General features: G+C 70.2%; 21 protein-coding genes and 1 riboswitch. Of the genes, 5 read left to right on the top strand and 16 right to left on the bottom strand.

From position 1 onward, the window contains the following. Positions 1–63 precede the first annotated feature (63 nt). On the bottom strand, positions 64–1548 hold the full coding sequence (locus AQI94_RS31085) for a ricin-type beta-trefoil lectin domain protein (RefSeq protein ID WP_031060025.1): 1485 nt from the start codon (positions 1546–1548) through the stop codon (positions 64–66). Positions 1549–2078: 530 nt separating this feature from the next. On the opposite strand from AQI94_RS31085, the gene AQI94_RS31075 reads away from it, so the two are divergent. After that, positions 2079–2327 carry a hypothetical protein gene (locus tag AQI94_RS31075; RefSeq protein ID WP_031060018.1) on the top strand — a complete coding sequence of 83 codons (249 nt, stop codon included), beginning with the start codon at positions 2079–2081 and terminating at the stop codon, positions 2325–2327. Positions 2328–2376: 49 nt separating this feature from the next. Here AQI94_RS31075 and AQI94_RS31070 read toward each other — a convergent pair whose 3' ends face one another. Then, complete coding sequence (locus AQI94_RS31070) at positions 2377–3372, bottom strand: YdcF family protein (RefSeq protein ID WP_051833012.1); 996 nt, start codon at positions 3370–3372, stop codon at positions 2377–2379. 472 nt (positions 3373–3844) lie between these two features. On the opposite strand from AQI94_RS31070, the gene AQI94_RS31065 reads away from it, so the two are divergent. Further along, positions 3845–4447, top strand: a complete 603-nt coding sequence (locus tag AQI94_RS31065; RefSeq protein WP_225890302.1) for a HEAT repeat domain-containing protein — start codon at positions 3845–3847, stop codon at positions 4445–4447. A gap of 163 nt (positions 4448–4610) precedes the next feature. On the opposite strand, the gene AQI94_RS31060 is transcribed toward AQI94_RS31065, so the two are convergent. The 13 genes from AQI94_RS31060 to AQI94_RS31005 form a co-directional block, all read right to left on the bottom strand. After that, the gene (locus tag AQI94_RS31060) at positions 4611–6590 is read right to left on the bottom strand and encodes an APC family permease (RefSeq protein ID WP_031060011.1); all 1980 of its coding nucleotides are present in this window, start codon (positions 6588–6590) and stop codon (positions 4611–4613) included. 380 nt (positions 6591–6970) lie between these two features. Further along, positions 6971–7210 carry an Rrf2 family transcriptional regulator gene (locus tag AQI94_RS31055; RefSeq protein ID WP_078902990.1) on the bottom strand — a complete coding sequence of 80 codons (240 nt, stop codon included), beginning with the start codon at positions 7208–7210 and terminating at the stop codon, positions 6971–6973. A gap of 47 nt (positions 7211–7257) precedes the next feature. Then, entirely contained in the window at positions 7258–8481 is a 1224-nt protein-coding gene (locus AQI94_RS31050) for an acyl-CoA dehydrogenase family protein (RefSeq protein WP_031060008.1), read from the bottom strand. Between the two features lie 254 nt (positions 8482–8735). Continuing rightward, a complete protein-coding gene (gene ssuE / locus AQI94_RS31045; protein WP_031060005.1) occupies positions 8736–9290 on the bottom strand; it encodes an NADPH-dependent FMN reductase in 555 nt (184 codons plus the stop codon). 209 nt (positions 9291–9499) lie between these two features. Continuing rightward, positions 9500–10645: an LLM class flavin-dependent oxidoreductase gene (locus tag AQI94_RS31040; RefSeq protein WP_031060002.1), complete on the bottom strand. Its 1146-nt coding sequence runs from the start codon at positions 10643–10645 to the stop codon at positions 9500–9502. Next, on the bottom strand, positions 10638–11729 hold the full coding sequence (locus AQI94_RS31035) for an LLM class flavin-dependent oxidoreductase (protein ID WP_031059999.1): 1092 nt from the start codon (positions 11727–11729) through the stop codon (positions 10638–10640). The genes AQI94_RS31040 and AQI94_RS31035 overlap by 8 nt, the downstream gene beginning before the upstream one ends. Beyond that, positions 11726–13105 carry an NtaA/DmoA family FMN-dependent monooxygenase gene (locus AQI94_RS31030; protein ID WP_062230042.1) on the bottom strand — a complete coding sequence of 460 codons (1380 nt, stop codon included), beginning with the start codon at positions 13103–13105 and terminating at the stop codon, positions 11726–11728. The genes AQI94_RS31035 and AQI94_RS31030 overlap by 4 nt, the downstream gene beginning before the upstream one ends. A gap of 20 nt (positions 13106–13125) precedes the next feature. Then, positions 13126–14337: an LLM class flavin-dependent oxidoreductase gene (locus tag AQI94_RS31025; protein ID WP_031056614.1), complete on the bottom strand. Its 1212-nt coding sequence runs from the start codon at positions 14335–14337 to the stop codon at positions 13126–13128. 77 nt (positions 14338–14414) lie between these two features. Beyond that, positions 14415–14501 (bottom strand): putative leader peptide, encoded by an 87-nt coding sequence (locus AQI94_RS46420; RefSeq protein ID WP_318658124.1) that lies wholly within the window; start codon positions 14499–14501, stop codon positions 14415–14417. A 59-nt stretch (positions 14502–14560) separates the two neighbouring features. After that, complete coding sequence (locus AQI94_RS31020) at positions 14561–15286, bottom strand: GNAT family N-acetyltransferase (protein WP_031056615.1); 726 nt, start codon at positions 15284–15286, stop codon at positions 14561–14563. Between the two features lie 89 nt (positions 15287–15375). Next, a complete protein-coding gene (locus AQI94_RS31015; RefSeq protein WP_031056617.1) occupies positions 15376–16404 on the bottom strand; it encodes an ABC transporter substrate-binding protein in 1029 nt (342 codons plus the stop codon). Between the two features lie 62 nt (positions 16405–16466). Continuing rightward, positions 16467–17264: an amino acid ABC transporter ATP-binding protein gene (locus AQI94_RS31010; RefSeq protein ID WP_031056619.1), complete on the bottom strand. Its 798-nt coding sequence runs from the start codon at positions 17262–17264 to the stop codon at positions 16467–16469. Continuing rightward, entirely contained in the window at positions 17261–18241 is a 981-nt protein-coding gene (locus tag AQI94_RS31005) for an amino acid ABC transporter permease (RefSeq protein ID WP_031056622.1), read from the bottom strand. The genes AQI94_RS31010 and AQI94_RS31005 overlap by 4 nt, the downstream gene beginning before the upstream one ends. 324 nt (positions 18242–18565) lie before the next feature. After that, a riboswitch (SAM riboswitch) is annotated at positions 18566–18674 on the bottom strand. Positions 18675–19136: 462 nt separating this feature from the next. On the opposite strand from AQI94_RS31005, the gene AQI94_RS31000 reads away from it, so the two are divergent. From AQI94_RS31000 to AQI94_RS30990, 3 genes are all read left to right on the top strand, one after another. Then, positions 19137–20060 carry an LLM class F420-dependent oxidoreductase gene (locus AQI94_RS31000; protein WP_031056624.1) on the top strand — a complete coding sequence of 308 codons (924 nt, stop codon included), beginning with the start codon at positions 19137–19139 and terminating at the stop codon, positions 20058–20060. A 73-nt stretch (positions 20061–20133) separates the two neighbouring features. After that, positions 20134–20958: a DUF1684 domain-containing protein gene (locus tag AQI94_RS30995; RefSeq protein WP_031056626.1), complete on the top strand. Its 825-nt coding sequence runs from the start codon at positions 20134–20136 to the stop codon at positions 20956–20958. 330 nt (positions 20959–21288) lie between these two features. After that, on the top strand, positions 21289–21870 hold the full coding sequence (locus tag AQI94_RS30990; protein ID WP_031056628.1) for a snapalysin family zinc-dependent metalloprotease: 582 nt from the start codon (positions 21289–21291) through the stop codon (positions 21868–21870). A 123-nt stretch (positions 21871–21993) separates the two neighbouring features. Here AQI94_RS30990 and AQI94_RS30985 read toward each other — a convergent pair whose 3' ends face one another. Further along, positions 21994–22995, bottom strand: coding sequence for a D-2-hydroxyacid dehydrogenase (locus AQI94_RS30985; RefSeq protein WP_031056630.1), 1002 nt, complete (start codon positions 22993–22995; stop codon positions 21994–21996). Position 22996 lies beyond the last annotated feature (1 nt).

Here is a 22996-nt window from a genome sequence, read left to right as displayed (position 1 = left end):
GACGACGGCGCCGGCGGTTGCGATCCGTGGCCAGTCGGTGGCCGGGACAGACAGGTGCCGGCGTCAGCTCCTCGTCCACTGCTGGTTGCTGCCGCCGTTGCAGTACCAGACGTCGACCGAGGTGCCGTTGCCGGTGCCCGCTCCGGCCGCGTCCAGGCAGAGCGCCGGGTTCGCGACGCTGGTCACGGAGAGGTCCGCGTTCACGTTCCACTGCTGTGCCGCCGCGCCGGTGCAGTCGGTGATGACCACGGGGTCCCCTGCCGTGGTTCCGGTGCCTCCCACCGTCATGCACTTGTTGCCGTAGACGGTGAGTTGCTTGTCCGCGTTCCAGTTCCAGGTCTGGTTGCCGCCGGCGTTGCAGTCCCAGAGGTCGAGCTGGGTGCCGTTGGCGGTGCTGAAGCCGGGCACGTCTGCGCAGCGGCCCGAGGCCACCCCGCGCAGGACCTCACCGGGGGGCGCGGGCGGCAGGTCGTTGACCGGCGGGGTCTTGCCGAAGCCGTAGCCCCAGCGCAGCAGCGCGACTCCGGTGGCGCTGTTGTCCACGAGGTTGCCGCTGGAGTCCAGCGACTCGATCGAGTAGGCATCGCCGAAACGCAGACCCGGCCAGTACACCAGTCCCATCCCCTTGCTGCGGGCGGTGTTGGCGACGGCCGCGAGGTACGAGGTGTACACGTTGCCGTTCCACGCGCCGTAGTTGAGGCCGATGGTCATCGGGGAGCCGGCCTCGTCGATGACGGTCCGCCCCGCGTACTTGCCGATCCGGGCTTCGAGGTCCGCGGTCCAGTCCGACTGCCGGGTGTAGCTGTTCCAGAACCCGTAGAAGTGCAACGACAGCAGTGTTCCCCGTAGTTGGGGTGCCGCGCCGACACCGGTGACGTTGTCGTTGTAGCCGGTGCCGCTGATCACGACACGGCCGCGCGGAACGTCCTTGTGCTGGGCAAGCCAGCCGCTGGTGACGGACACCCACTGGTCCAGGGTGTAGCCGTGCGGCTCGTTCATGGGCTCGAAGTAGACCCGCGGGTTGTGCTTGTACTCCCGCACCACGGTGTTCCACATCGTCTTCCAGGCGGCCGTGTCGTCGACCAGGCCGTCCTTGCTGGTGTCGGCCTCCCAGTAGCTGACGATGACCTTGTCGCCGGAGGCCGTGGCCGCGTCGATCGTCGCCCGGTACGACTTCCACCAAGTGGTGCCCACGCTCGCCGGGTTGATCGGCAGTCGCAGCGTGTTGGCGCCCAGGTTCCTCTTGAAGCCGCGCACCATCTTCTCGGTGGTGCGGTAGACGGTGCGGTAGTCGTCGGTCACCGACAGCCCGCTCGGCACCACGGCGTCACTGGCGTAGTTGTCGCGCGGGTCGGCCCAGTTCACTCCGCGGAAGTCACTGGTGCCGCCCTTCGACGCCGGCTTCACCGGAGCGTACGAGGCGGCAGCCGTGTCGGAGGCCTGCTCGGCGAGGGCGGGTTCGGGGGCGGTCAGCAACAGGAGCATCGCGCCGAAGCCGGCCGTGAGCACAGCGGCCAGTCTTCGCGACCTCGTCGGGGTCTTGGTCATGTCGTCTCCAGTGACGGGAATTCGTGGAGGGCGGAGTGCGGGTTCGTCACCTGAGCCGAGCCGCGCATGAGCCGGTGTCCGGAACAGATGTCCCAAACTTACGTAAACCAGCGATGGTTACGTAACCATCGCCCGGACAGTCGCACGACGCGCGCTCTGATGACAAGACCCGTGACGCTTCCGAAACAGCACCGGAGCGCGTCGGCGCACATGAAGTGGTCCTCGCGGCCCACGGTCAGGAGCAGCTGAGCGAACACGGTCGCTTCGCCGACGAGGTCAGTCTGGCCCGGAATGAGGAGAACTGCGCGGACACGAGCGGTAGGGTCCGGCGAGAGCAGCGTGTCCCAGATGCCGTGACGTCGGAAGCCACAGACCTCCACGGCGTACAGGACGCCCGGTGTTGCCGATACGGACCGGCCGCCCCACCGCATCCCGAGGCGCAGTCGCCACACATCACGTGGGCCGCGGGAGTGCGGGGACCGCTCCCGCATAATGCAGGCGTGGAATTTCGAATCGAGTGGCCTGCGCCCATGGACGAGCCCGACTGGGCGATACAGGAGATGAAGGGCTGGATCGGCGGTGTCACCGTCGTGTGGGACGGCGGCACCCGGGTCTTCGAGGTCTACGACCCGGTTCGACTCGCGCAGACAGTTGCGCTGGAGATCGAGCAGATCGGGCGCTTCACGGCCAAGAATCTGCTGGTGGTCCCCAGCGTCACCCGCGAGAACATCGAAACAGCCATATCGGCGATCGCGGACAGGGGTTTTCGCGCTTACTGAGCCAAGCTGCCTACCTCACACGCCCTCTGCAAGCCCTGGATTCGGCGCTTCAGTGCTCGAAAACCGCCGTCGCCACGGGCACTGCCAGCAGCAGGCTGAGTCCGACCAGGCAGAGGCGATCCAGCCACAGGACGGCGGCGAATTCGCGCAGTGTCGCAGCCAGCCAGTAGGCGGAGGAGGTCGGCGCCCCCACGACGTGCACGGAAACGCCGACGCGGCGGGCCAGCAGGGTGGTGCGGTAGACGTGGAAGCCGCTCGTGACCACCGTGACATGGTGGGGAGCCGCGCCGTCCACGAGGGCCGCGCTGAAGCGAAGGTTCTGCCCGGTGTTGACGGAGCGGTCCTCCCGCACGATCCGCTCGGCGGGAACTCCACGTCCACGCAGATAGTCGGCCATCGCCTCCGCCTCGGAGCGGACCTCGTCCTCGCCCTGTCCGCCCGAGACGACGAACACGACACCAGGCGTGTCCGGTGTACGGGCGGCGTCGACCGTGAGGGCACGCTCCAGTCTGCGGGTCAGCAGTGGGCCGGGCCGGTCACCCATGAGTCCTGCGCCCAGGACGACGACATGGGTGGTTTCCGGTAGGGGGGTGCTGCGGCCCCGGACGAAGACGTAGCCGGCGAACGCGAAGAAGAGCAGGGTGAGGTATCCCGCGACCGCGTTCACCGCGATCACGAGGGCAGCGAGCGTTTCGCCGCCGACCACGTGAAAGACCACGTCGAGGGCGAGTACCGCCAGCACCGCGCAGCCGGCGGCCCCGGTCACCAGCAGGGCCGCCTGTGGTCCGTACCGCCGGACCAGGAAGACGGCGTCGGCGAGCAGCAGCAAGCCCAGCGCGAGCGCCAGGAGCAGGGCGGCTGCGGCGAGGGCGGTGGCGACGCTCGGGTGAGCTGCCGCGCCGCGAACGGCAACGCCGAGTCCGGCAGAGGTCATCGCAAGGCAGAACAGGACCGCGGTGGAGAACCGATACGGCGCCACGACGGCATGGACGACACCACCCGCGGCGAACACGAACGCGGCGAGGTACTCCGGGTACTCCGGCATGTGCCGCACCGCTCCGTTCTCGCGCCCGCCGGGCCGTTGCGCGTACCCGCCCGCCTTTCACCGCCTGCGCACTCCGGGGCCCGTGCAGGACGGGGACCCGGTGCGGACGGCTCGCGGCCATCCTCGCAGACCCGCGGTGGCGCGCCGAAGGCGGGCAGGCAGTGGTGCGTTCGCGGGGGCCGACGTGGCGTGCCGGCGATGCTGCCCGACGGCCGCGCAGGACGGGCAGATAGGCGTGGCAATGAGCCTGGTTGCCGAGACGCCGAGATGCCGAGCCGTGATCCGGGGCGGCGAGCGCCACGGCCGCTGCCGCCAGACGCCACACGCCAGACGCCAGACGCCAACTGCGGTTCTGGGCACTGCACGACTCGTCCGGGCGACAACGCGGTGTCGGGGAGCCCGACATCGCCTGGACCCTCAAGGGCTCAGCTGAGGGTGGGTTCCGCCTGCCTTGCCATGGGTCGAAATCCCGTTGCTGGATCTCGTCGAGCCGCTCGAAACTGACGGCATGCTTGGATTCGTCAGAACCGACGACGAAGCCCTCGTCTCGTGCTTGGGCGACCCGCAGCGCACGGTGGCGGCCTACCGCGAGTTGCTACGGCGTGGGCAGAACGCGCTGAGTGCCATCCGCTCCGGCCTCCGAGACGGGAATCCGGCGGTCCGCGAGGGCTGTTGTCGCCTCCTCGACCACCTGGTCGACATCGAGTCCGTGGGAGAACTCGTCGCCATGGCCGACGACCCGGACGCCCGGGTCCGGGTCGCCGCGTTCCACGCCCTGGCCTGTGACCGGTGCAAGGGAGACACCTGTGCACCGGGCCCAGGCCAGGTACTCGAACCCGCGATCCGCCACTTGGCTTCAGACCCGGACGCGCACGTCCGGGCACGGGCTGCCGAACTCGTCGGCAGGTTCGCTCACTCGGATGCACGCGCCGTTGCCGCCTTGGAGGCGTCCCACGCCAAGGACCCGAGTCCGGCTGTGCGGAAGAAGGCGGGCTGGTTCATCCCTGGCGGGACCGTCTACGAACGAAGTGCCCGCCTGTCCCCTGATGAGCGAACACCGAACCGGCCGCTCTGAGGCGAGACCTCACAACGGCCGGCTGAGGCTGAGCCCCGCAAGAGGCGGGGCAGGCAGACCACGGGAACGGTCACGACCGAGCGGTTGATCCGCTTCCCATCACTTCCGGCCGGGCATTGGGCAAGGAAGCGTTTCGTCTCCGTTCCAAGGGCTGGTGACGGGCTCAGTCGCCGACGTGGATGCCGGGGCGGCGTTCCGGGTCGGGTTCGTTGCTGCGGATGATCTCGCGGGTGACGGGGGCGGTGTCACCGCGACCGAGCAGGAAGTAGCGGATCATGTGCACCAGCGGGCTGCCTTCGGCCCAGGCGAAGTAGCAGTGCGGCCGCACACCGGTGGCGTCCCGCAGGGCCAGAAGAACGGCGGCTATGGCGTTGGGCGCTGCCGGGGCCTGGGCGCGCAGGATGCGGTGGCCGTCCACCTCGACGCCGTGGACGGTGAGGGTGTCACTGAAGTCGGACGGGTCGACGACGTCGATCTCGAGGAAGAGCACGTCGGCCGGGCCCGGTACCGGGTTGGTGCCGCGCTGTTCGCGTTCCTTGGCGCTGTACTCGGCGGCGTCGCCGGACTCGCGGCGGTTGGCGATGATGTTGATGGACTGGTCGTGGGCGAGGGTGTCGGTGATGAACCGGCGGGCGGCTTCGTCGAAGACGAGGCGGTCGGCGCGCAGTTCGGTGGTGCGCGAGATGCGCGAGATCAGCGAGACCGTGATGATGCCGAGGATGAAGAAGCCGGAGATGGCAATGCCATCGGGCTTGTCGACGATGTTGGCGATCAGCGCGTAGAGCAGGACCGCGGTGAGCAGCGCGAAGCCGACGGTGGCCGCGCGTCGTCGATGGCGGAGGACGAAGACGGTGACGGCGAAGGCGCCGGACACCATCATCGCCAGAATGCCGGTGGCGTAGGCGCCGGCCTGTTTGTCGACGTCGGCGTCGAAGGTGACGGTGATGATGATGCACAGGGTGGTGTAGACGAGGACGACCGGGCGCACCGCGCGGCCCCATTCGGGGGCCATGCCGTAGTCGGGCAGGTAGCGGGGCACGATGTTGATGAGTCCAGCCATGGCGGAGGCGCCGGCGAACCACAGGATGAGGATGGTGCTGATGTCGTACACGGTGCCGAATGCCTCGCCGACGTGCTCGTGCGCGAGCCACGCCAGGGCCCGGCCGTTGGCGGCGCCGCCGGGCTTGAACTCGTCCTCGGGAATGAGGACGGTGGTGACGAAGCTGGCGGCCAGCAGATAGACGCTCATGATGAGCGCGGCGGTGGTGAGGAGCTTGCGGGTGTTGTGGATACGGGCCTTCAGCCGCTGCTCGTCGTCGGCACCGTCGGCCTCCACCAGCGGCATCATGCTCACACCGGTTTCGAAGCCGGAAAGGCCCAGTACCAACAGCGGGAAGGCCAGCAGGGCGGGGCCCGCCAGATCGCCGAAGCCGCCCAGGTCGGTGAGGGAACCGGTCCACGCCGACCAGGCCTCGGGATCGGTGAGCACGTGGGCGACACCGACGCCGATGACGACGGCGTTGAGAGCGAGGAAGACGGCCACCAAGGGGATGGCCACCTTGACCGCTTCGCTGAAGCCCAGCAGGAACACTCCGCCGAGGATCAGCAGCAGCGTCACCGTCAGGGCCACTTCATGGCCGTGCAGTGCCGAGGGGAAGAAGGGGTTCTCCACCACGTGCACCGAGGCGTCGGCCGTGGACAGGGTGATGGTGATGATCCACGAGGTGGCCACGAAGCCGAGCAGGACCAGCACGAACAGCTTGCCCCACCAGAACGGCAGCAGGTCCTCCAGCATCGCCACCGACCCCGCGCCGTTCGGGCTCTGTCTGGCCACCCGGCGATACATCGGCAGCATCCCCAGCAACGTCAGCGCCACGATCAGCAACGTCGCAAGAGGCGATACGGCCCCTGCCGCGACGGCCGCGATCGCGGGGACGTAGGCCAGGCTGGAGAAGTAGTCGACGCCGGTCAGGCACATCACCTTCCACCAGGCGTGCGGCTCGGAATGACTCTCACCGGCCGCCGGCCCCACCGGCTGCACCCTGTGCCGCAGCAGCCATCGCGCCGCCGCCCCGGTCGGGTGCGCCCGCAGAGCCGGACTGTCCACCGTCTCCGGCATCACCGGCCGGCTCGTCTCGCTCATGTCCCCTGTGCCCTTCTCGACCTGACCATCAAAAACCACGCCGACCACCGCCCTTGCGCCGGCGCGACGATCACTGAGTATGCGCGGTGCCGACGCACCGTACGACACCGAGGCTTCGCGGCAGGCAACCGACGGCCGTGGCCTTCCATGCGTGTGCTCGGAGGAGCCCCGCCTAGTCGTACGCCGGATCCCGGAACCCGTCACCGGATTCGTGCAGTTGGGGCAAGGCCCCCGGTCCGGAGCGGCCCCCGGCCGCGCAGGCGTCGACGGGACACCCACCGGGGATCACGGCACCGGTCTGATCGCCAAAATCCTCGGTCACGGCCTCGGCCACAGTGGTGGCGAGCACCGCAGCGGTGGCTCACGCCGTGAACCTGACGTCAAGCCCGGGTGGGCGCACCCCCGCACCGACACCAGGGGGCCGTCCGCCACTCCTTGTCGTCCCGCCGGCTGACCACGAGACCGCCCCGACGCAGGTCGTCGAGGACGCCCTCCGGGAACTTGTGCGGGATGCGCTGCGCCGCGGCGATCCCCTCGGCCTTGAGTGAGGTCTCGTCACCTGCCGCGGCCGGTTCCAGTGCCGCCCGCACCGCATGGTCCGCTCGCGCCGAGAGGCGCACGCCGCGATGGTCCATCCCGCCGTGTCCGCCCGTCACCGGCTGCGTCGTCAGGCAGGAAGGGTGAAGGACGGGTGCGCACCGTTGAGGAAGTAGTCCCCGATCTCGCGCAGTCTGTGGGCGGCTGGTTCGCGCAGGGTGTGGGTCCGGGCATTGCGCCAGAAGCGGTCGAAGCCGTGTCGCGAGGAGGCGGCGTCGAGGCCGACGACGTCGAGGGCACGGGTGGTGACCTCCTGCGCGGCCCGGGAGGCCGCGGCCTCCGCCACACTCGCGAGAACGGCGATCTCCGCGCACTCCTCGAAGTCGAGGTCCTCGCCCTGCGCGAGGCCGCGCACCAGCGCTTCCACCGCCTGGTCGGCAAGGGCGGACGCGGCACGTGCCACGACGGTGAGTTCGCCGTACACCGTCAACGCGTACGGATCCTGCGGCGGGCCGCCCGGCCAGGGCTGGGGTGAGAGGGGCTGCCAGGGCGACCGCACGGCCCTTCCGTGCTCGTGGACCTCGGCCAGCAGTCCCTCGGCGATGCCGAGACAGAACTGGGCGGAGCACAGACGCGCGGTCGGCACGGCAAGTGAGGCAAAGGGTGACAGGACGCCCTCGTCCGGCGAGAGCGAGCCGAACACGTTGTCCGCCGCGACCGGCACGGAGTCGAACTCCACGGCGCCACCGGCTGCCAGTCGCTGACCGAAGGTGTCCCCGCTGCTGCCGCTCACGACACCCGGGTGGGCGGGGTCGACGAGGACGGCCAGAGGCTCACCGGTGCCGTACCTGGCGGCTCGGACCACGAGCCGGTCGGTGATGCCGACGCCGGTGGCGTACCTCTGGTAGCCGTTCAGCAGATAGCCGTTGGCCGTGGGGGTCAGGATGAGGGGCGGTTCGTGCGAGGCGATACCGCCTCCCCAGCACCACTGCCCCTCCGTCGACTCCCGCTCCACTCGGGCGGCACGCTCGGGGGAAGCGAAGAAGCGGGCGCTGGAGGACAGGAAGTAATGGTGGCCCAGCAGGTGGCCGATGGCCCCGTCGGCCGCGGCGACGGTCCGGACCACGGCGTAGACCGTCCGCCAGTCGGCACCTCCTACCCCGTGCTCGGCCGGTGTCGCCAGTGTCAGCAGCCCCGACTCGCGCAGCCGTGCAACCTCGTCCAGCGGTGCCTTGCCGGCCTGTTCCCGCTCGGCCGCGTCCGTGGCCAGGTCCTCCGCCATCTCGCGGGCTATGTGCAGCCAGTCGACCCGCCCGGCTCCCGCGTCGGTCACCTCGTCGGCCGTCACCGTCATCTCCGGATCCGCTTCGTTCGACTGCCGCTACACCTCGATGCTGTGGTCATGGCGTCTTCCTTCAGGGCACCGAGGACGACGCGGTGCCCGGCGAGGCGGCGTGGGAGTGCAGCGGTGCGCGGAGGGGTGTCGGCTTCGTCATCGTCACTCTCCTCCTCGATCACCGTCAACATTTTCCTAGTAATCCTATAGGAAAACTAGGGATAGGAGTCGCCTCGGCGCCCGCCAGGCACTCGACGCCAGGCGGGACAGCATCAGCTCGCCGCGGCCAGGAGCGGGGTACGGCCCAGCGCCAGCGAGAAATGGTCGACGACCTGGGTGAGGGCCTCGGCGGCGGCCGGTGCGACGGTGATCGAGCCGTCGTCGTGGGCGGTGATGTCCTTGTCGAGGGTGAACCAACCCTGCACGATGTGCGCGGCACCCATGGAGTTGAGGACCGGACGCAGCGCGTAGTCGATGGCGAGGACATGCGCGGTGGAGCCGCCGGTGGCCAGAGGGAGGACCGTCTTTCCGGTGAGCGCGTACTGCGGGAGCAGGTCGAGGAGCGCCTTGAGGACTCCGGAGTACGACGCTTTGTAGACGGGTGTTCCTACGACCACGCCGTCGGCGCGGGCGAACAGCTCGGTGGCCTCGACGATGGCCGGGTGCCGGAAGTCCGCGCCGAGCAGGGCCTCAGCGGGGATGGTGCGAACGTCGAGCGGAACGACGTCGTGCCCCTGAGCGGCCAGCCGTTGGTCCAGGTGGCGCAGAAGGCGGTTGGTGCGGGAGGAGGCGGAAGGGCTGCCGGAGACGGACAGGACAGTGGCCATGGGTCCTCTTTCAGGGAGAAGGAAGGGGGGGCGCCTCCGCCGGGGAGGCACTCCGGGGGCCGTCAGGAGTACGAGACGGGTTCGGGCAGTTCGCCCTCGATGCCCCAGCGCCCGGCCTCTCGCCGGTAGTGGGCGACAGGGTCCTGAAGGGTGCGCGGGGTGCGGACGCTGTGCCGGAGACGGTCCGACTGTGGCAGCGGCGCGGGCCTTCACCGCTGGAAGGAGTGCCCCCGTCGACGCCATTCCTCCGCGAGCAGCTCGTACGACCGGACCCGGTCCGCGTGGTCGTGCGTGATCGTCGTGATGAGCAACTCGTCCGCGCCCGTGGCCTCCTGCAGGCGTTCCAACTGGTCGGCGACCCGGCCCGGCGAGCCGACGAACTGGGTGTCGAGGCGGTCCTGGACGAGGGCCCGGTCCTCGTCGGTCCATGTGCGGGCGCGCGCCTCCTCAGGCGTCGGGAACTCGATGGCACCCTCGGCGGTACGGATGCTGCGCACCCACGGGCCGTAGCCGGTGGCGAGTTCACGGGCCGTTCCGTCGTCCTCCGCGACGACGACGTCCGCCGAGACGCTGACGTACGGCTTGTCCAGGAAATCGGAGGGCTGGAAGAAGGACCGGTAGCCCTCCACGGCCTCCAGGACCGTGGCCGGACTGACGTGGTAGTTCGCCGCGAACCGCAGACCGTTGCGGCCCGCGACCGAGGCGCTCTCGCCCCCGCTGCTGCCCAGGATCCACAGCTCCACGTCGGCGCCCTCGCCCGGCACGACGTGCGCCTCGACACCCTCCGGTGAACGGTAGGTGCCCGCCAGCAGGGCGAGGATGTCGCCGATCTGCTCCGCGTAGTCCTGCGACTGGGCCCCCGGCAGCAGGAGCAGCCTGCGCCGCAGCGCGATGCGGGGGGAGCCGAGCAGATGCTCGAAGGAGAAACGCGGTGGGATCAGCAGGCCGTTCGGGGTACGACCGTCGACGACCGGGGTCGCCGTCGGCAAGGGTGCGGTCGGCTGTCCCGGCGGGCGGCCGCCCGAGCGGCCCAGGCCCAGATCGAAGCGGCCCGGATGCAGCGCGTCGAGCAGACCGAACTCCTCCACGGTGGACAGCGCCGTGCGGTGGCCGAGCTGCACGGCCCCGGAGCCGAGCCGGATGGTGGAGGTGGCGGATGCGGTCAGGGCCAGGACGACCGCGGGTGACGTTCCGGCCACGCCGGGATTCAGGTGGTGCTCGGCGAACCAGTAGCGGGCGTATCCGAAGCGTTCGGCCCGCTGGGCGAGGTCGATCGAGTTGCGCAGGGCGCCTGCCGCAGTCGAGCCGGAGGGGATCGGGACCAGGTCGAGGACGCCGAGAGCGATGTCAGGCACGGGCGGACTCCTGAGTGAGCGGTGACGCCGGAAGGACGGGGCCCCAGGCGAACGGCGGATCCGGGATGTCGCGGCGCAGCACGGGGGCGGCCTCGGACTGGAACAGTTCGAGCGAGGCACGGTGCTGGGACTCCGTCAGCCCGCTCGCGTCGGCATGCAGGTGCACCACCGTGTGGCCGAACTGTTCGTGGTAACGGTGCACCTTGTCGACGACCTGTTGCGGGCTGCCGATCAGTGCGGAGCTGCGTTCGACGAAGTCCTCCAGGGTCTCGAACACGACCGGCAGGCCGGCCTTCCTGAAGAACGCCAGGTTGGACTCGAAGATCGGCCGGTACGCGGCCAGCGCCTCCTGGGAGGTGGGAGCCACGCAGATGCCCGCCGTCCCGGCGCCGACCGCGATGTCGGCCGGGTCGTGGCCGTAGAACTCCCAGCGCTCACGGTAGTGACGGATCAACTCGGCGTAGGGCTCCATGGGGTTGGTGACGTTCGCGGAGAACAGCGGGTCGCCGTAGCGAGCGGCGAGGTCGACGGACTCCTTGCTGGTGGCGCTGCCGTGCCAGACCCGGACCGGCTGCTGGTACGGCCGCGGCCACACCTCGGCGTCGATCAGCGGCGGACGGAAGCGGGGGTCGGCGGTGACCTTGTCCTGGCGCCAGATCTTCCGGAAGAGCTCGTAGCTCTCGGCGTTGCGGTCCCACTGGTCATCCGGCGTGACGTGGAACAGGTCGCGTTGGGCAGCGCCGTTGCCCTTGCCGATGATCAGGTCGAGGCGGCCGCCCGACAGGTGGTCGAGGGTGGCGTAGTCCTCGTACGCGCGGACCGGGTCCAGCAGGCTGAGCGTCGTCACGGCCGTGAACAGTCGGATCCGCTTGGTCAGGGCGGCCACATGGCTGAGTACGACGGTCGGGGACGAGGAGAGGAAGGGCCGCTCGTGGCGCTCCCCCACGCCGAAGCCGTCGAAGCCCAGCTCCTCGGCGAGCAGGGCGTTGTCGAGGACCTCGCGGAACCGGTCGTGGGTGGGCTTCTGCACCCCGGTGATGGGGTCCGGGCGGTGCACGACGAGCGTGACGGCGAGGAACTTCACGACGCCGCCCGCTCGTCGGACGCCTTCGCCTCGTCTGGGTGGGCCAGGCCGAGGTGGTGGCGCAGGGTGGGGCCCTCGTAGTCGGTGCGGAAGACGCCCTGTTCCTGCAGCAGCGGTACGACCTTGTCGGCGAAGGTGTCGAGGCCGGTCGGGGTGATGTGCGGGACCAGGATGAAGCCGTCGCTGGCGTCGGCCTGGACGTAGTCGTTGATGGTCCGGGCGATGGTGGATGGGGAGCCGACGAAGGTCTGCCGGTTGCCGGTGTGAATGACCAGGTCGCGGATGGACCAGTGGTTGGCGGCGGCCAGTTCGCGCCACTCGCGGGCGGTGGCCAGCGGGTCGCGGTACATCCGTACCTGGGCGCGGCCCTTGGAGATGTGATTGTCGCTGACGTCCGGGTCGATGTCGGGCAGCGGGCCCTCCGGGTCGTAGGAGGACAGGTCCCGGTTCCAGACGAACTCCAGGTGCTTGAGGGCGGTGGCCCCGCTGACCTGCTGGCGGCGTACCTCCCTGGCGAGTTCCTCCGCCTCCGCGTCGGTGTCGGCGAGTGCGAAGGAGGCGGCGGGCAGGATCAGCAACTGGTCGTTGCGGCGGCCGTACTTGGCTAGGCGGTTCTTGACGTCCGTGTAGAAGGCCTGACCGTCCGTCAGGGTGGCGTGCCGGCTGAAGATGGCGTCGGCGGAGGAGGCGGCGAACTCGCGGCCCTCCTCGGAGTCGCCCGCCTGGAAGATGACGGGACGGCCCTGTGGGGAGCGCGGGACGTTGAACTGGCCGTGGATGTCGAAGTGCTGACCGGCGTGGACGAAGGAGCCGGCCTTCGCGTCCCGCAGGAAGACACCCGTGGCCTGGTCGGCGACGATCTCGTCACCGTGCCAGGAGTCGAAGAGTTCGTTCGCCGTGGCCAGGAACTCCTTGGCCCGGGAGTAGCGCTCCTTCTGCGGGAGGAAGCCGCCGCGGCGGAAGTTCTCGCCGGTGAAGGCGTCCCAGGAGGTGACGACGTTCCAGGCGGAGCGGCCTCCGGAGAGGTGGTCGAGGCTGGCGAACTGGCGGGCCACCTCGTAGGGCTCGTTGAAGGTGGAGTTGATGGTGCCGGTCAGGCCGAGGTGCTCGGTGACGGCGGCCAGCGCGGCGAGGACAGTGAAGGTGTCGGGCCGGCCGACCACGTCCAGGTCGTAGATCTTCCCGCCCTGTTCACGCAGGCGCAGGCCCTCGGCGAGGAACAGGAAGTCGAACTTGGCGCGTTCGGCGGTCCGCGCGAAGTGCGCGAAGGAGTCGAACTCGATGTGGCTGCCGGCCTCGGGGTCGCTCCACACGGTGGTGTTGTTGACGCCCGGAAAATGCGCGGCCAGATGGATCTGCTTCAGCGGCTTGCTCATGTCGGTACGGTCCTTCCGGCTCAGGCGGTGGCGGCGTAGCGGTTGGCGGGGCGGCCCAGGCCCAGCAGGCCGCGCAGGGTGTCGGCCTCATAGGCGGTGCGGAAGGCGCCCCGGCGCTGGAGTTCGGGGACCAGACCGCGGGTGATGGCGGGCAGGTCGTGTCCGGCGACGGCGGGCCGCAGCCGGAAGCCGCTCAGTCCGGACTCCCCCAGCTCCTGGAGCACGTCGGCGAGTTGGGCAGGTGTTCCGGCGAAGATGCGTGCGTCGCTGGAGTACGGCTCCCCCGCGAGGGCGTCCAGGCGTGCGCGGCGGTCCTCCGCGGCGGCCTGGTCGTCGTCGAGGAAGACCACCAGGTCGCCGAAGACGTGCAGGAGTTCGTCGGCGCGTCCGGCCCTCTCCTGTTCGGCGCGGATCTCGGCGACGATCTCCCGCGCGTCCTCGGTGTTGTGCGGAGTGACGTAGCCGACGTCGGCCTGGCGGGCCACCAGCCGGTACGGGACGGTCTGGTGCGCGAGGGCGGTGACCAGGGGCTGGCCCTGCGGCGGGCGCGGGGTGATGGAGGGGCCCTTGACGCTGAAGTGGCTGCCCTCGAAGTCGATGTAATGCAGCTTGTCGCGGTCGATGAACCGGCCGGTGGTGACGTCCCGGATCTCGGCGTCGTCCTCCCAGCTGTCCCAGAGCCGGCGTACGACCTCGACGTGGTCGGCGGCCTCGTCGAAGTGCTCGGTGAGCCGCTGTTGTCCGGCGGGGGTCTGCAACTCCTGCAGGCTCAGCGGCGGGAAGGTGCGGCGGCCGAAGTGGTCGGCCTCGTGCGGGCGGGCGCTGATCTGCACGCGCAGTCCCGCGCGGCCCGAACTCACGTAGTCGAGGGTGGCGATCGCCTTGGAGATGTGGAACGGCTCGGTGTGGGTGGTGATCACGGTCGGGACCAGGCCGATGTGCCGGGTGAGGGGGGCGATGCGGGCGGCGGTCAGGACGGCGTCGAGGCGGCCGCGTACCTGGTCGGTGCGGCCGTCGAGCTCGCCGTAGTGCGAGGACTGCAGGCCGAGTCCGTCCTCGAGGGTGACGAAGTCGAGCAGGCCGCGTTCGGCCTCGGCGATCAGGTCGGCCCAGTAACCGGCGGTGAACAGGTCCCGGGGGCGGGCGACTTGCTCGCGCCAGGAGGCGGGATGCCAGCCGGTGCCGTCGAGGGCGACAGCAAGGCGCAGGGGGGAAGCGGGAGTTGAGGACACGGAGGTGCCTTCCTGGAGGTCCGTACGAGATCGCCGGCCCACGGGAGTCGGGGCACACGGCGGCTGGGGAAACGGGGTCAGGAGCTACAGAGGGAGCCGGCCACGCGCTGGAGGTCGATGTGGGGCCGGGAGTGGAGGTGGACGGCACGCAGTACACGTGTCACGTGTCGCACCTCCGTCCGGGTGGGGCGGGCACTCGCCTTCGACAAGGACAACGGCACGGCTATGCCGTTTCTTCCAGCGCGGCGGCCCCGGTGTGCCGGACGAGCGAGAAGACGGTACGGCGGCGCAGGGTGAACCCGATCGACTCGTACAGCCGGATCGCGTTCGCGTTGCCGGCCGCGGCGTGCAGGAAGGGACGTTCGCCGCGCTCCTTGATGCCGGCGGCGACAGCGCGGACCAGACGGGTGGCCAGGCCCCGGCCGCGGTGGGCGGGGTCGGTGCACACGGCGCTGATCTCCGTCCAGCCCGGCGGGTGCAACCGCTCGCCGGCCAGGGCGATCAGCCGGCCCTGGTGACGGATGCCGAGGTAGGTGCCCAGCTCGACGGTGCGGGGCAGATAGGGGCCCGGCTCGGTGCGGGCGACCAGGTCCAGGATCTCGGGCACGTCGTCGGGGCCGAGCCGTACGGCCTCGGGGTCGGGCTCGGCGCGCAGGCCGGTGTCCACGAGTTGGACGCCGTGTCCGGTGCGCACGACCTCCCAGCCCTCCGCCGCCTCGGTCACGCCCCGCACCGCGGCGGTGCCGCCGGGGCCGACGAGTGCGGCGAGGTCGGCCCAGGCGCGCGGGTCGTCCTCGTCGAAGAGGGCGTGGAAGGGTGCGACGTCCTGTTGGTAGCGGACGGCGTGGCCGACGCGTTCGGCGAAGGCGGCGTGCGGGCCGGTGAGCGCGGCCCAGGCGGGGTTGTCCAGGAGGTGCGACGATCTGGCGTCGTGGGCGATGACGGACATGGTGTGGCGGTCTCCGGTGTGCGACTCGGGGTGTCCGGCACGCGGGGACTCCACCGCGGGTCGGTGGTGGAGTCCCCGGCAGGCGGTGGTCAGGAGTTGTCGAGCGGCAGTCCGGGCGGGTTGACCTCGGACTTGGCGACGGCCTCGTTGGAGAGGTTGTAGGCCTTGAGCCACTCGGCGTACTGGCCGTTCTTGATCAGGTGGTTGATGGCGTCGGCGAGCGGCTTGGCGAGGCCGCTGTCCTTCTTCGCGGTGGCCGCGATCAGGCCCTGCAGGCCGGCGCCGGCCCCCGAGTAAGTGCCCGCGGTGCGGGTGGCGTTGGGCGTGCTCGCGACCTGGCGGTTGTGGTACGCGATGCCGGGGTTGGGGCCGAAGTAGGCGTCGATCTTGCCGCTGGACAACGCCAGGTAGACGCTGTTGCTGTCCTGGAAGTACTTGACGGTGAGCTTCTTGCCCTCCTTGGCCAGCTTCGCCTTCCACTCCAGCAGGATCTTCTCCTGGTTGGTGCCGGAGCTCACGGAGACCGTCTTGCCGGCGAGGCTCTCGTAGGCGCCGTCGAAGTTCCAGGTGCTCTTCTTCGGCACGGTGAAGGCGAGGTTGTCCTGCCGGTAGGAGGCGAACTCGTACTTCTTCTTGCGTTCCTCGGTGTCGGTGACGTTGGAGAAGGCCACGTCCACCTTGCCGCTGTCGATGCCGACGAAGAGGTTCTCCCAGGTGGAGTTCTTCACTTCGGGTGTGAGGCCGAGGACCGCGGCGACCAGTCGGCCGAAGTCGGGTTCGGCGCCGGTGAGGGTCTTCTGGTCGCTGCCCACGTACGCCAGCGGCGGGAAACCGGACGGCAGGGCGCCGATGCCGATCTCCAGTTTGCCGCTCTTCTTGAGGGCGGCGGGGAGTTCGGCGCTGATGGACTTGACTTCGGAGACCTTGATGGAGGTCTGCCGGGCGGCGCCGTTGGAGACCTGGCCGATGACGACCTCGCCGGTCCTGGCGGCCGCCTGGGTGGAGGTGGCCGCGTCGCTGTTGCCACCGCAGGCGGCGAGCCCGGTGGCCAGGGAGGCGACGGCGGTCGCCGCGGTGATGCCGCGTATCAGGCTGCGTCGGGTGATCTGCGTGGGCATGGCCGTTCCTTGTCGCTGAAGGTGATGAGGGTGGGGTGGGGGGAGGTCTATGGGGGCGGCGGTCACAGGACCTTGCTGAGGAAGTCCTTGGTCCGCTCGTGCCGCGGCTTGTCGAGGACCTCGGAGGGCGGGCCCTGCTCGACGATCCTGCCGCCGTCGATGAAGACGACCCGGTCGGCGGTCTCGCGGGCGAAGCCGATCTCGTGGGTGACGATGACGAGGGTGGTGCCGCTGTTCGCCAGGTCCTTGATGACGGCGAGGACCTCGCCGACCAGTTCCGGGTCGAGGGCGGAGGTGGGCTCGTCGAAGAGGATGACGCCGGGGCGCAGTGCGAGGGCGCGGGCGATGGCGACGCGCTGCTGCTGGCCGCCGGAGAGCTGGCGCGGGTAGGCGCCGGTCCTGTCGGCGAGGCCGACCCGGGCGAGGAGTGCGCGGGCGAGTTCCTGTGCCTCGGTCCTGCCGAGGCGCCCGGTGGCGACCGGGGCGGCGGCCACGTTGTCCAGGACGGTCAGGTGCGGGAAGAGGTTGAAGTTCTGGAAGACGAAGCCGATCCGTCCGCGCTGGGTGAGGATGGCCCGCTCACTGAGTTCCTTGAGCCGCTCGCCCTGCCGCTTCACGCCGATCGGTTCGCCGTTGACGCTGACGTAGCCGATCTCGGGCTTCTCCAGGTGGTTGATGACCCTCAGCAGCGTGGACTTGCCGGAACCGGAGGGGCCGAGGATGACGGTGACCTCGCCGGGGCGGACGGTCAGGTCGACGCCGTCCAGCACCCGGTGGGTGCCGTACCACTTGTGCACGTCGTGGACCTCGACGGTGGCGGCCTCGACGTCCGCCAGGGCTTCGAGCGTCTTGGCGGTCATACGGCGGCCTCCCGGCGGATGCGGGCCCGCAGGTCGGTGAGCCCGGTGCGGAGCTTCTGCAGCGGTGTCGGCGGCAGGCTGCGGGTGGCCCCGCGGGCGTAGTGCCGCTCGATGTAGAACTGGACGACGGAGACGACGCTGGTCAGGATCAGGTACCAGACGGTGACGACCAGGAGCAGCGGCACGATGTCACCGGGGTAGGTGGAGCCCATGGTCTGCGCGGAGCCGAACAGGTCGAGCAGGGAGACGTAGAAGACCAGCGAGGTGCCCTTGATCAGGCCGATGAGCTGGTTGACGTAGTTCGGGATGATCGAGCGCAACGCCTGCGGGAAGACGATCCTGCGGAACTGGTAGCCCTTCGGCAGACCGAGTGCCGCGGCAGCCTCGTGCTGGCCCTGGTCGACGGAGAGGATGCCGCCGCGCACGACCTCGGCCGCGTAGGCGGCCTCGTTGAGGCTGAGACCGATGACGGCGACGGCCATGTCGGTGGCGAGTCTCGACTCGTCGAAGGAGAAGAAGGCCGGGCCGAAGGGGATGCCGACGCTCACCGTCTTGTACAGGGCGCTGAAGTTGTAGAGGAAGATCAGCACCACGATGAGCGGGATGGAGCGGAACGCCCAGACGTAGGTCCAGCTGACCGCGCGCAGCACCGGGCTCCTCGACAGCCGGGCCAGGGCGAGCAGGATGCCGCCGACCAGGCCCAGCACCGCGCTGTAGGCGGTGACTTCGAGGGTGATCGCCAGGCCGTCGAGGATGGTGGGGCGCAGGAACCAGTAGCCCCAGCGGTCCCACTGGTAGAAGGGGTTGGTCACCAGTCCGTGCACGAACTGGGCGACCAGGACGAGGACGACCGCGGTGGCGATCCAGCGTCCGGGGCGCCGCAGCGGCAGAACTCGCTGGGCGGTGAGGGGCTTTGACGGTTCGTCGGCGACGGACGTCAGCGGAAGCGTGACGGTGGCGCCAGGGGGTTCACTCATGGTGGGCTCCGGCTGGGTCGGACACCCCGGGCGGCGCGGCGGCATGCGGCGGCCGATGCGACAGCGAGGTACCGGGGGCGGGGAGGACGACGGCACACCGCGGCCGCGGTGGTCGTCAGGAGATGCGGGGGCTGTGGAGAGAGGTCAGCCCCGACAGCGGGCACGGCCCGATGCGGTACACAGTGCGCTGTTCACGCGGAGCAGATCGACGGCGCGATCGGCGACGAGAGGGTTGGGGTACGGCCGTACGCAGCTCTGCGGGCGGCGCGTGGCCGTCCTGGGAGCTGCGTACATGGCGTCACCGTCACTGTTCCGGCCCTGTGGGCCTCGCGCTTACCGAACGTCATCCGGTCCGGTCGTCACCTGGGGCACCCCACCGCGGAGCGAGGGTTGCCGGTCAGCAAGCCAGGGCTTGTCGCTGACACTCATGACCGTTCTGAGCCGTAGTTAAGACAATTGCCCGAACGAATGTCAACGCCGGTCCAACAGGTGGAACGGCTAACGGGCCGCGTGTGCCGCCCAGTCCAGGATCTGTACGGCCGCTCCGGCAGCCTCCAGTCCATGGCAGCGGGATTGGGTCCGTCTGCGACAGGTCTCCCCCGCCACGGCCTTTGGGCATCGCCGGGCTGCTGTGGGGCACCGACCCGTCCGACCGCGACGCGGGACCGGGCGAAGGCGGAACCTCACGCCGTTCCCGACAGCCTCGACGAGCTCGTCGATCTGCTCGTCCCGGAACCGCAGGAACACGGGATCCACCGCTTCCGCGCCGGACCGACGGCAGGCGGGCTGAGCCCCGGGGGCGACCCTTCCCTCATGAGTGAGTACACATGAACGACAAGAAGCTGTCACACACGGAGCGGAATGCCGGTCCGGCCGAAGCCCGTTGTGAACTGTCATGACTGTTGGAGTAGCACTCAACGCGTCCGACGTACCGAACCAGGTCGACGCCACGGTCCAACTGGCCCAGGAGGCAGCCGAGTTCGGCGTTTCGTCAGCCTGGTTCGGGCAGACCTTCGGCGCGGACTCACCCCAGCTCGCGGCGATCGTCGGGCGCGAAGTGCCCGCACTGCAGGTCGGCACCTCCGCGATCCCCGTCTTCGGTCGCCACCCGCTGCTCGTCTCCAGCCAGGCCCAGACCGCCCAGGCCGCGACGCACGGCCGCTATCACCTCGGTCTGGCCCTGGGCACGAAACTGCTGACGGAGTCCGGCTTCGGCCTGCCTTTCGAACGCCCCATCGCCCGGCTACGCGAATTCCTCATCGCACTGCGGCAGTTGACCGAGACCGGCACGGCCGACTTCCATGGCGAGCTGCTCACCGCCACCACACCGATCCCGGCGCGGGTACCAGGCGCGGAGAACGGCGTCCCCCTTCTCGTCGCCGCGATGGGGCCGCAGGCTCTGCGGGCGAGCGGTGAGCTGGCGGACGGAATCCTGCCTTATCTGGCGGGGCCGCGCGCCCTGGCGGACCACATCGTGCCCACCCTCACCGCCGCGGCGGAGGCCGCCGGACGCCCCGCGCCCAGGATCGTGGCCCTGGTGCCCGGTGTGGTCACCGACGACGACGACGCGGTGCGGGAGAAGGCCACCGAGAACCTCGCCTTCTACGAACAGATCCCGTCCTACGCCCGCGTCATCGAGCTCTCCGGCGCCCGGCGGGCCGCCGACCTGGCCGTCATCGGCGACGAGAAGACCGTCGAGGCCGAGGTACGCCGCTACCGCGACGCCGGCGCCACCGAGGTCGTGTTCTCGGCCACCGAGATCGCGGGAGAGGCCGATCGTCGACGGACCTGGCGGCTCCTCGGCGAACTGGCCGGCTGAGCAGGCCCTCGGCCAACAGCCCCCACACCCCTGCGTCCCCTGCCGCAGGCCCATGGAACAAAGGAGATTCCCCATGACCACCGAAGCCGCCACCGCGGACCTGCACGCCTTCACCGAGTCCTGGCTGGAGTGGTACCGGGCCCAGGAGGCCCGGCTCGCCGCCCCGCACGGGTTTCTGACGATCACCGGCCAGTACTGGCTCGACGACAGGCCCCAGCGCTTCCCGGACGCGCCCGGCTCGTGGCACACCGGCCCCGAAGGCGTCGTCGTAGACCTCGACGAGGGCGAGGAACTGCTCGTCGACGGGACACCGGTGCGCGGCGAGCACCGCTTCGGAGTGCTTCCCGAGCGCGGCGGCATCAACGCCGTCTGGGGAGACGCCGTCGTCGAGGTCGCCAAGCGCGGAGGCCAGGACATCGTGCGCCCCCGGCACCCGGACGCGCCGCTGCGCACGGCCTTCACGGGCACGCCCGCCTACGCCCCCGACCCGCGCTGGGCCGTGACCGGCCGGTACATCCCCTTCGACACACCGCGTCCGACCACGGTGGGCGCCGCGGTCGAGGGCCTTGAGCATGTCTACGACGCTCCGGGCAGAGTCGAGTTCGAACTCGACGGGCACCCGCTCTCGCTGACCGCGTTTCCCGGCCCCGCAGCCGGCCGACTGATGGTGCTGTTCACCGACGCGACCTCCGGGGTCACCACGTACGCCGCCAACCGGGCCCTGACCCTCGAACCGCCCGCCGCCGACGGCACCGTCGTTCTGGATTTCAACCGCGCCGCGAACCTGCCGTGCGCCTACACGGACCTGGCAACCTGCCCGCTGCCCCCGGCCGAGAACCGGCTGCCGGTGGCGATCGAGGCCGGCCAGAAGATCCCCCGCGAGCGCGGCGGCTCCTGAACGGCCCCACACGCAGGGGTGGGCGCCAGGGGCTCTTGCACGCCAGGCAGGACAGAACGGCTACGCGTGCGCGGAATTCCTGACTGCCGGTGCCGCGGGCACAGCGAGTGGCGTTCCGAGGCCGGCCGGACAAATTCCGCTGGAGGCTGGATTCTGACGGATTTCCGCCCCTGGCAGGTACATGACGAGCATGGGTTCCAGGGCATAGCATGCCAACGCCCCGGAGGGGCGGTCGACGGTGCGTCCGGCCCCCACCGGACACCCCGTGCCGCTCCTTCGCGTACCCGGCCCCGCCGGGGCCGGATTCCCCCCACGGATGAAGGAGCAGCAATGCCCCTCGGCACTTGGCTCAAGGCAGGCACTTCCGCCACAGCGCTCGTCCTCGCCATGGCGGGCGCCGCGACCGCCGCCCCCGCTCTCCCGGGTGCACCGTCCACCGCGCAGGCGGCAGCGGTGACCCTGCGCTACGACGACAGCCGCGCCGCGGGCTGGGAAGCCGCCATCGCGGCCGGAGTCGCCTCATGGAACGCGAACGTGAGCAACGTCCATCTGGTGGAAGCGGCGCCGGGCACCGTGGCCGAGATCGTGATCGTCGCCACCACGGGCTGGCCGCAGGCCACGCTCGGCCCCGTTCGCCCGGGCCGTCAGGTCCGCGTCGAACTCGGCAGCCAGGCCGTGGACCAGGGCTACAACAAGACCCGCATCGCCGCTCACGAGCTGGGCCACAGCCTCGGCCTGCCGGACACCAAGCCCGGCCCCTGCTCACAACTGATGTCGGGCTCCAGCGCCGGCACAGCCTGCACCAACGCCACACCGAACACCACCGAGCGCTCCCGCGTACAGTCCGCCTACGCAAGCGCAATCGCGGCACTCGCACCCACCGTCGACCGGACCCTCATCGACGCGCCCTGACCACCCAGCCATCAATCACCCGTGCCTCCTGGGGATCTCGTCGAGATCCCCAGGTCGCAATTCACACCCCGTGACCGGTGACAGTGCTGGTGAGAAGGCTCTCGAATCCGAGACGCCACCCTGTCATCCTTCATAGCCCGGCCCGGCGATGCGGTGTCCGTCGACCACGTATCCGCGCTGCTTGTCCACCACGTTGCGCAGCGGCCGACCCTCGACGCGGCGGGCGAAGTTGTCGAGGAACACCTCGATCAATGCCTGCCGCTCGCTGGTGGTCTCGCCCGCCGTATGGGGGGAGATCAGCACGCCGGGCATGTTCCACAAGGGAGAGTCGACGGGCAGCGGCTCCCGTGCGAACACGTCCAGGGCCGCGCCGGCAAGCCGTCCGGAGACGAGGTGGTCGACCAGTGCCTCCTCGTCGACGAGTCCGCCCCGCCCTACGTTGATCAGCCGCGCTCCCGGCTTCATGGCGGCGAGCACCGGGGCGTCGACCATGCCCCGGGTGTCCTGGGTGAGGGGGGCTGCCAGGATGACGTAGTCCGCTTCCGTCAGGGCGGAGCGCAGGGTCGTCTCACCGTGGACCGTGCCGAAGTCGGGGTCGTCCGTGCGGGGCTTGCGGCCCGCACCGCTCACCCGCATCCCGACCGCACGCAACAGCCGGGCGATCGCCCGGCCGATCGGCCCCGTCCCCCAGACCAGCACGGTGCGTCCGGTGATGCCGTCGCTGGGGCGCGGACGCCACTCGCGGCGCCGCTGATGTTCCCATGTGCCGGGGAAGTCCTTGGCGAGGGAGAGGATCAGGCCCAGGACGTACTCGGCGGTCGGCTGCTCGTAGACCCCGCGGGCGTTGGTCAGGACAACGTGCGGATCGTCCACCAGTGCGGGGAACAGGAAGGAGTCCACGCCCGCGGAGGACGCGTGGACCCAGCGGGGCGCCTTGTGAGGATCATCGGGCCACGCCTCCCGGATGGCCGGGGTGATGGTCACCCAGGCCAGGAGGACGTCGGCGCCGGGAAGAAGGTACGGCAGTTCCTCCTCGGTCGCGTAGACGGTGTCCGCGAGGCTCTCGATGCGTGCGGCGGCGGGCGGCCGGTTGCCGCGGTACAGGACGACGAGTCGATCACGCATG

It is taken from the genome of Streptomyces pseudovenezuelae (assembly GCF_001513955.1).
Taxonomy (GTDB): domain Bacteria; phylum Actinomycetota; class Actinomycetes; order Streptomycetales; family Streptomycetaceae; genus Streptomyces; species Streptomyces pseudovenezuelae.
The sequence above is the reverse complement of the archived record's forward strand: the minus strand, read 5'-3'. Positions and strand labels throughout refer to the sequence as shown.

Bases quoted from the DNA above. Each gene is read 5' to 3' on its own strand.
- AQI94_RS31085 (WP_031060025.1), bottom strand. From the start codon at position 1,548: ATGACCAAGACCCCGACGAGGTCGCGAAGACTGGCCGCTGTGCTCACG.
- AQI94_RS31075 (WP_031060018.1), top strand. From the start codon at position 2,079: ATGGACGAGCCCGACTGGGCGATACAGGAGATGAAGGGCTGGATCGGC.
- AQI94_RS31070 (WP_051833012.1), bottom strand. From the start codon at position 3,372: ATGCCGGAGTACCCGGAGTACCTCGCCGCGTTCGTGTTCGCCGCGGGT.
- AQI94_RS31060 (WP_031060011.1), bottom strand. From the start codon at position 6,590: ATGAGCGAGACGAGCCGGCCGGTGATGCCGGAGACGGTGGACAGTCCG.
- AQI94_RS31050 (WP_031060008.1), bottom strand. From the start codon at position 8,481: ATGACGGTGACGGCCGACGAGGTGACCGACGCGGGAGCCGGGCGGGTC.
- ssuE (WP_031060005.1), bottom strand. From the start codon at position 9,290: ATGGCCACTGTCCTGTCCGTCTCCGGCAGCCCTTCCGCCTCCTCCCGC.
- AQI94_RS31030 (WP_062230042.1), bottom strand. From the start codon at position 13,105: ATGAGCAAGCCGCTGAAGCAGATCCATCTGGCCGCGCATTTTCCGGGC.
- AQI94_RS31020 (WP_031056615.1), bottom strand. From the start codon at position 15,286: ATGTCCGTCATCGCCCACGACGCCAGATCGTCGCACCTCCTGGACAAC.
- AQI94_RS31015 (WP_031056617.1), bottom strand. From the start codon at position 16,404: ATGCCCACGCAGATCACCCGACGCAGCCTGATACGCGGCATCACCGCG.
- AQI94_RS31010 (WP_031056619.1), bottom strand. From the start codon at position 17,264: ATGACCGCCAAGACGCTCGAAGCCCTGGCGGACGTCGAGGCCGCCACC.
- AQI94_RS31005 (WP_031056622.1), bottom strand. From the start codon at position 18,241: ATGAGTGAACCCCCTGGCGCCACCGTCACGCTTCCGCTGACGTCCGTC.
- AQI94_RS31000 (WP_031056624.1), top strand. From the start codon at position 19,137: ATGACTGTTGGAGTAGCACTCAACGCGTCCGACGTACCGAACCAGGTC.
- AQI94_RS30995 (WP_031056626.1), top strand. From the start codon at position 20,134: ATGACCACCGAAGCCGCCACCGCGGACCTGCACGCCTTCACCGAGTCC.
- AQI94_RS30990 (WP_031056628.1), top strand. From the start codon at position 21,289: ATGCCCCTCGGCACTTGGCTCAAGGCAGGCACTTCCGCCACAGCGCTC.
- AQI94_RS30985 (WP_031056630.1), bottom strand. From the start codon at position 22,995: ATGCGTGATCGACTCGTCGTCCTGTACCGCGGCAACCGGCCGCCCGCC.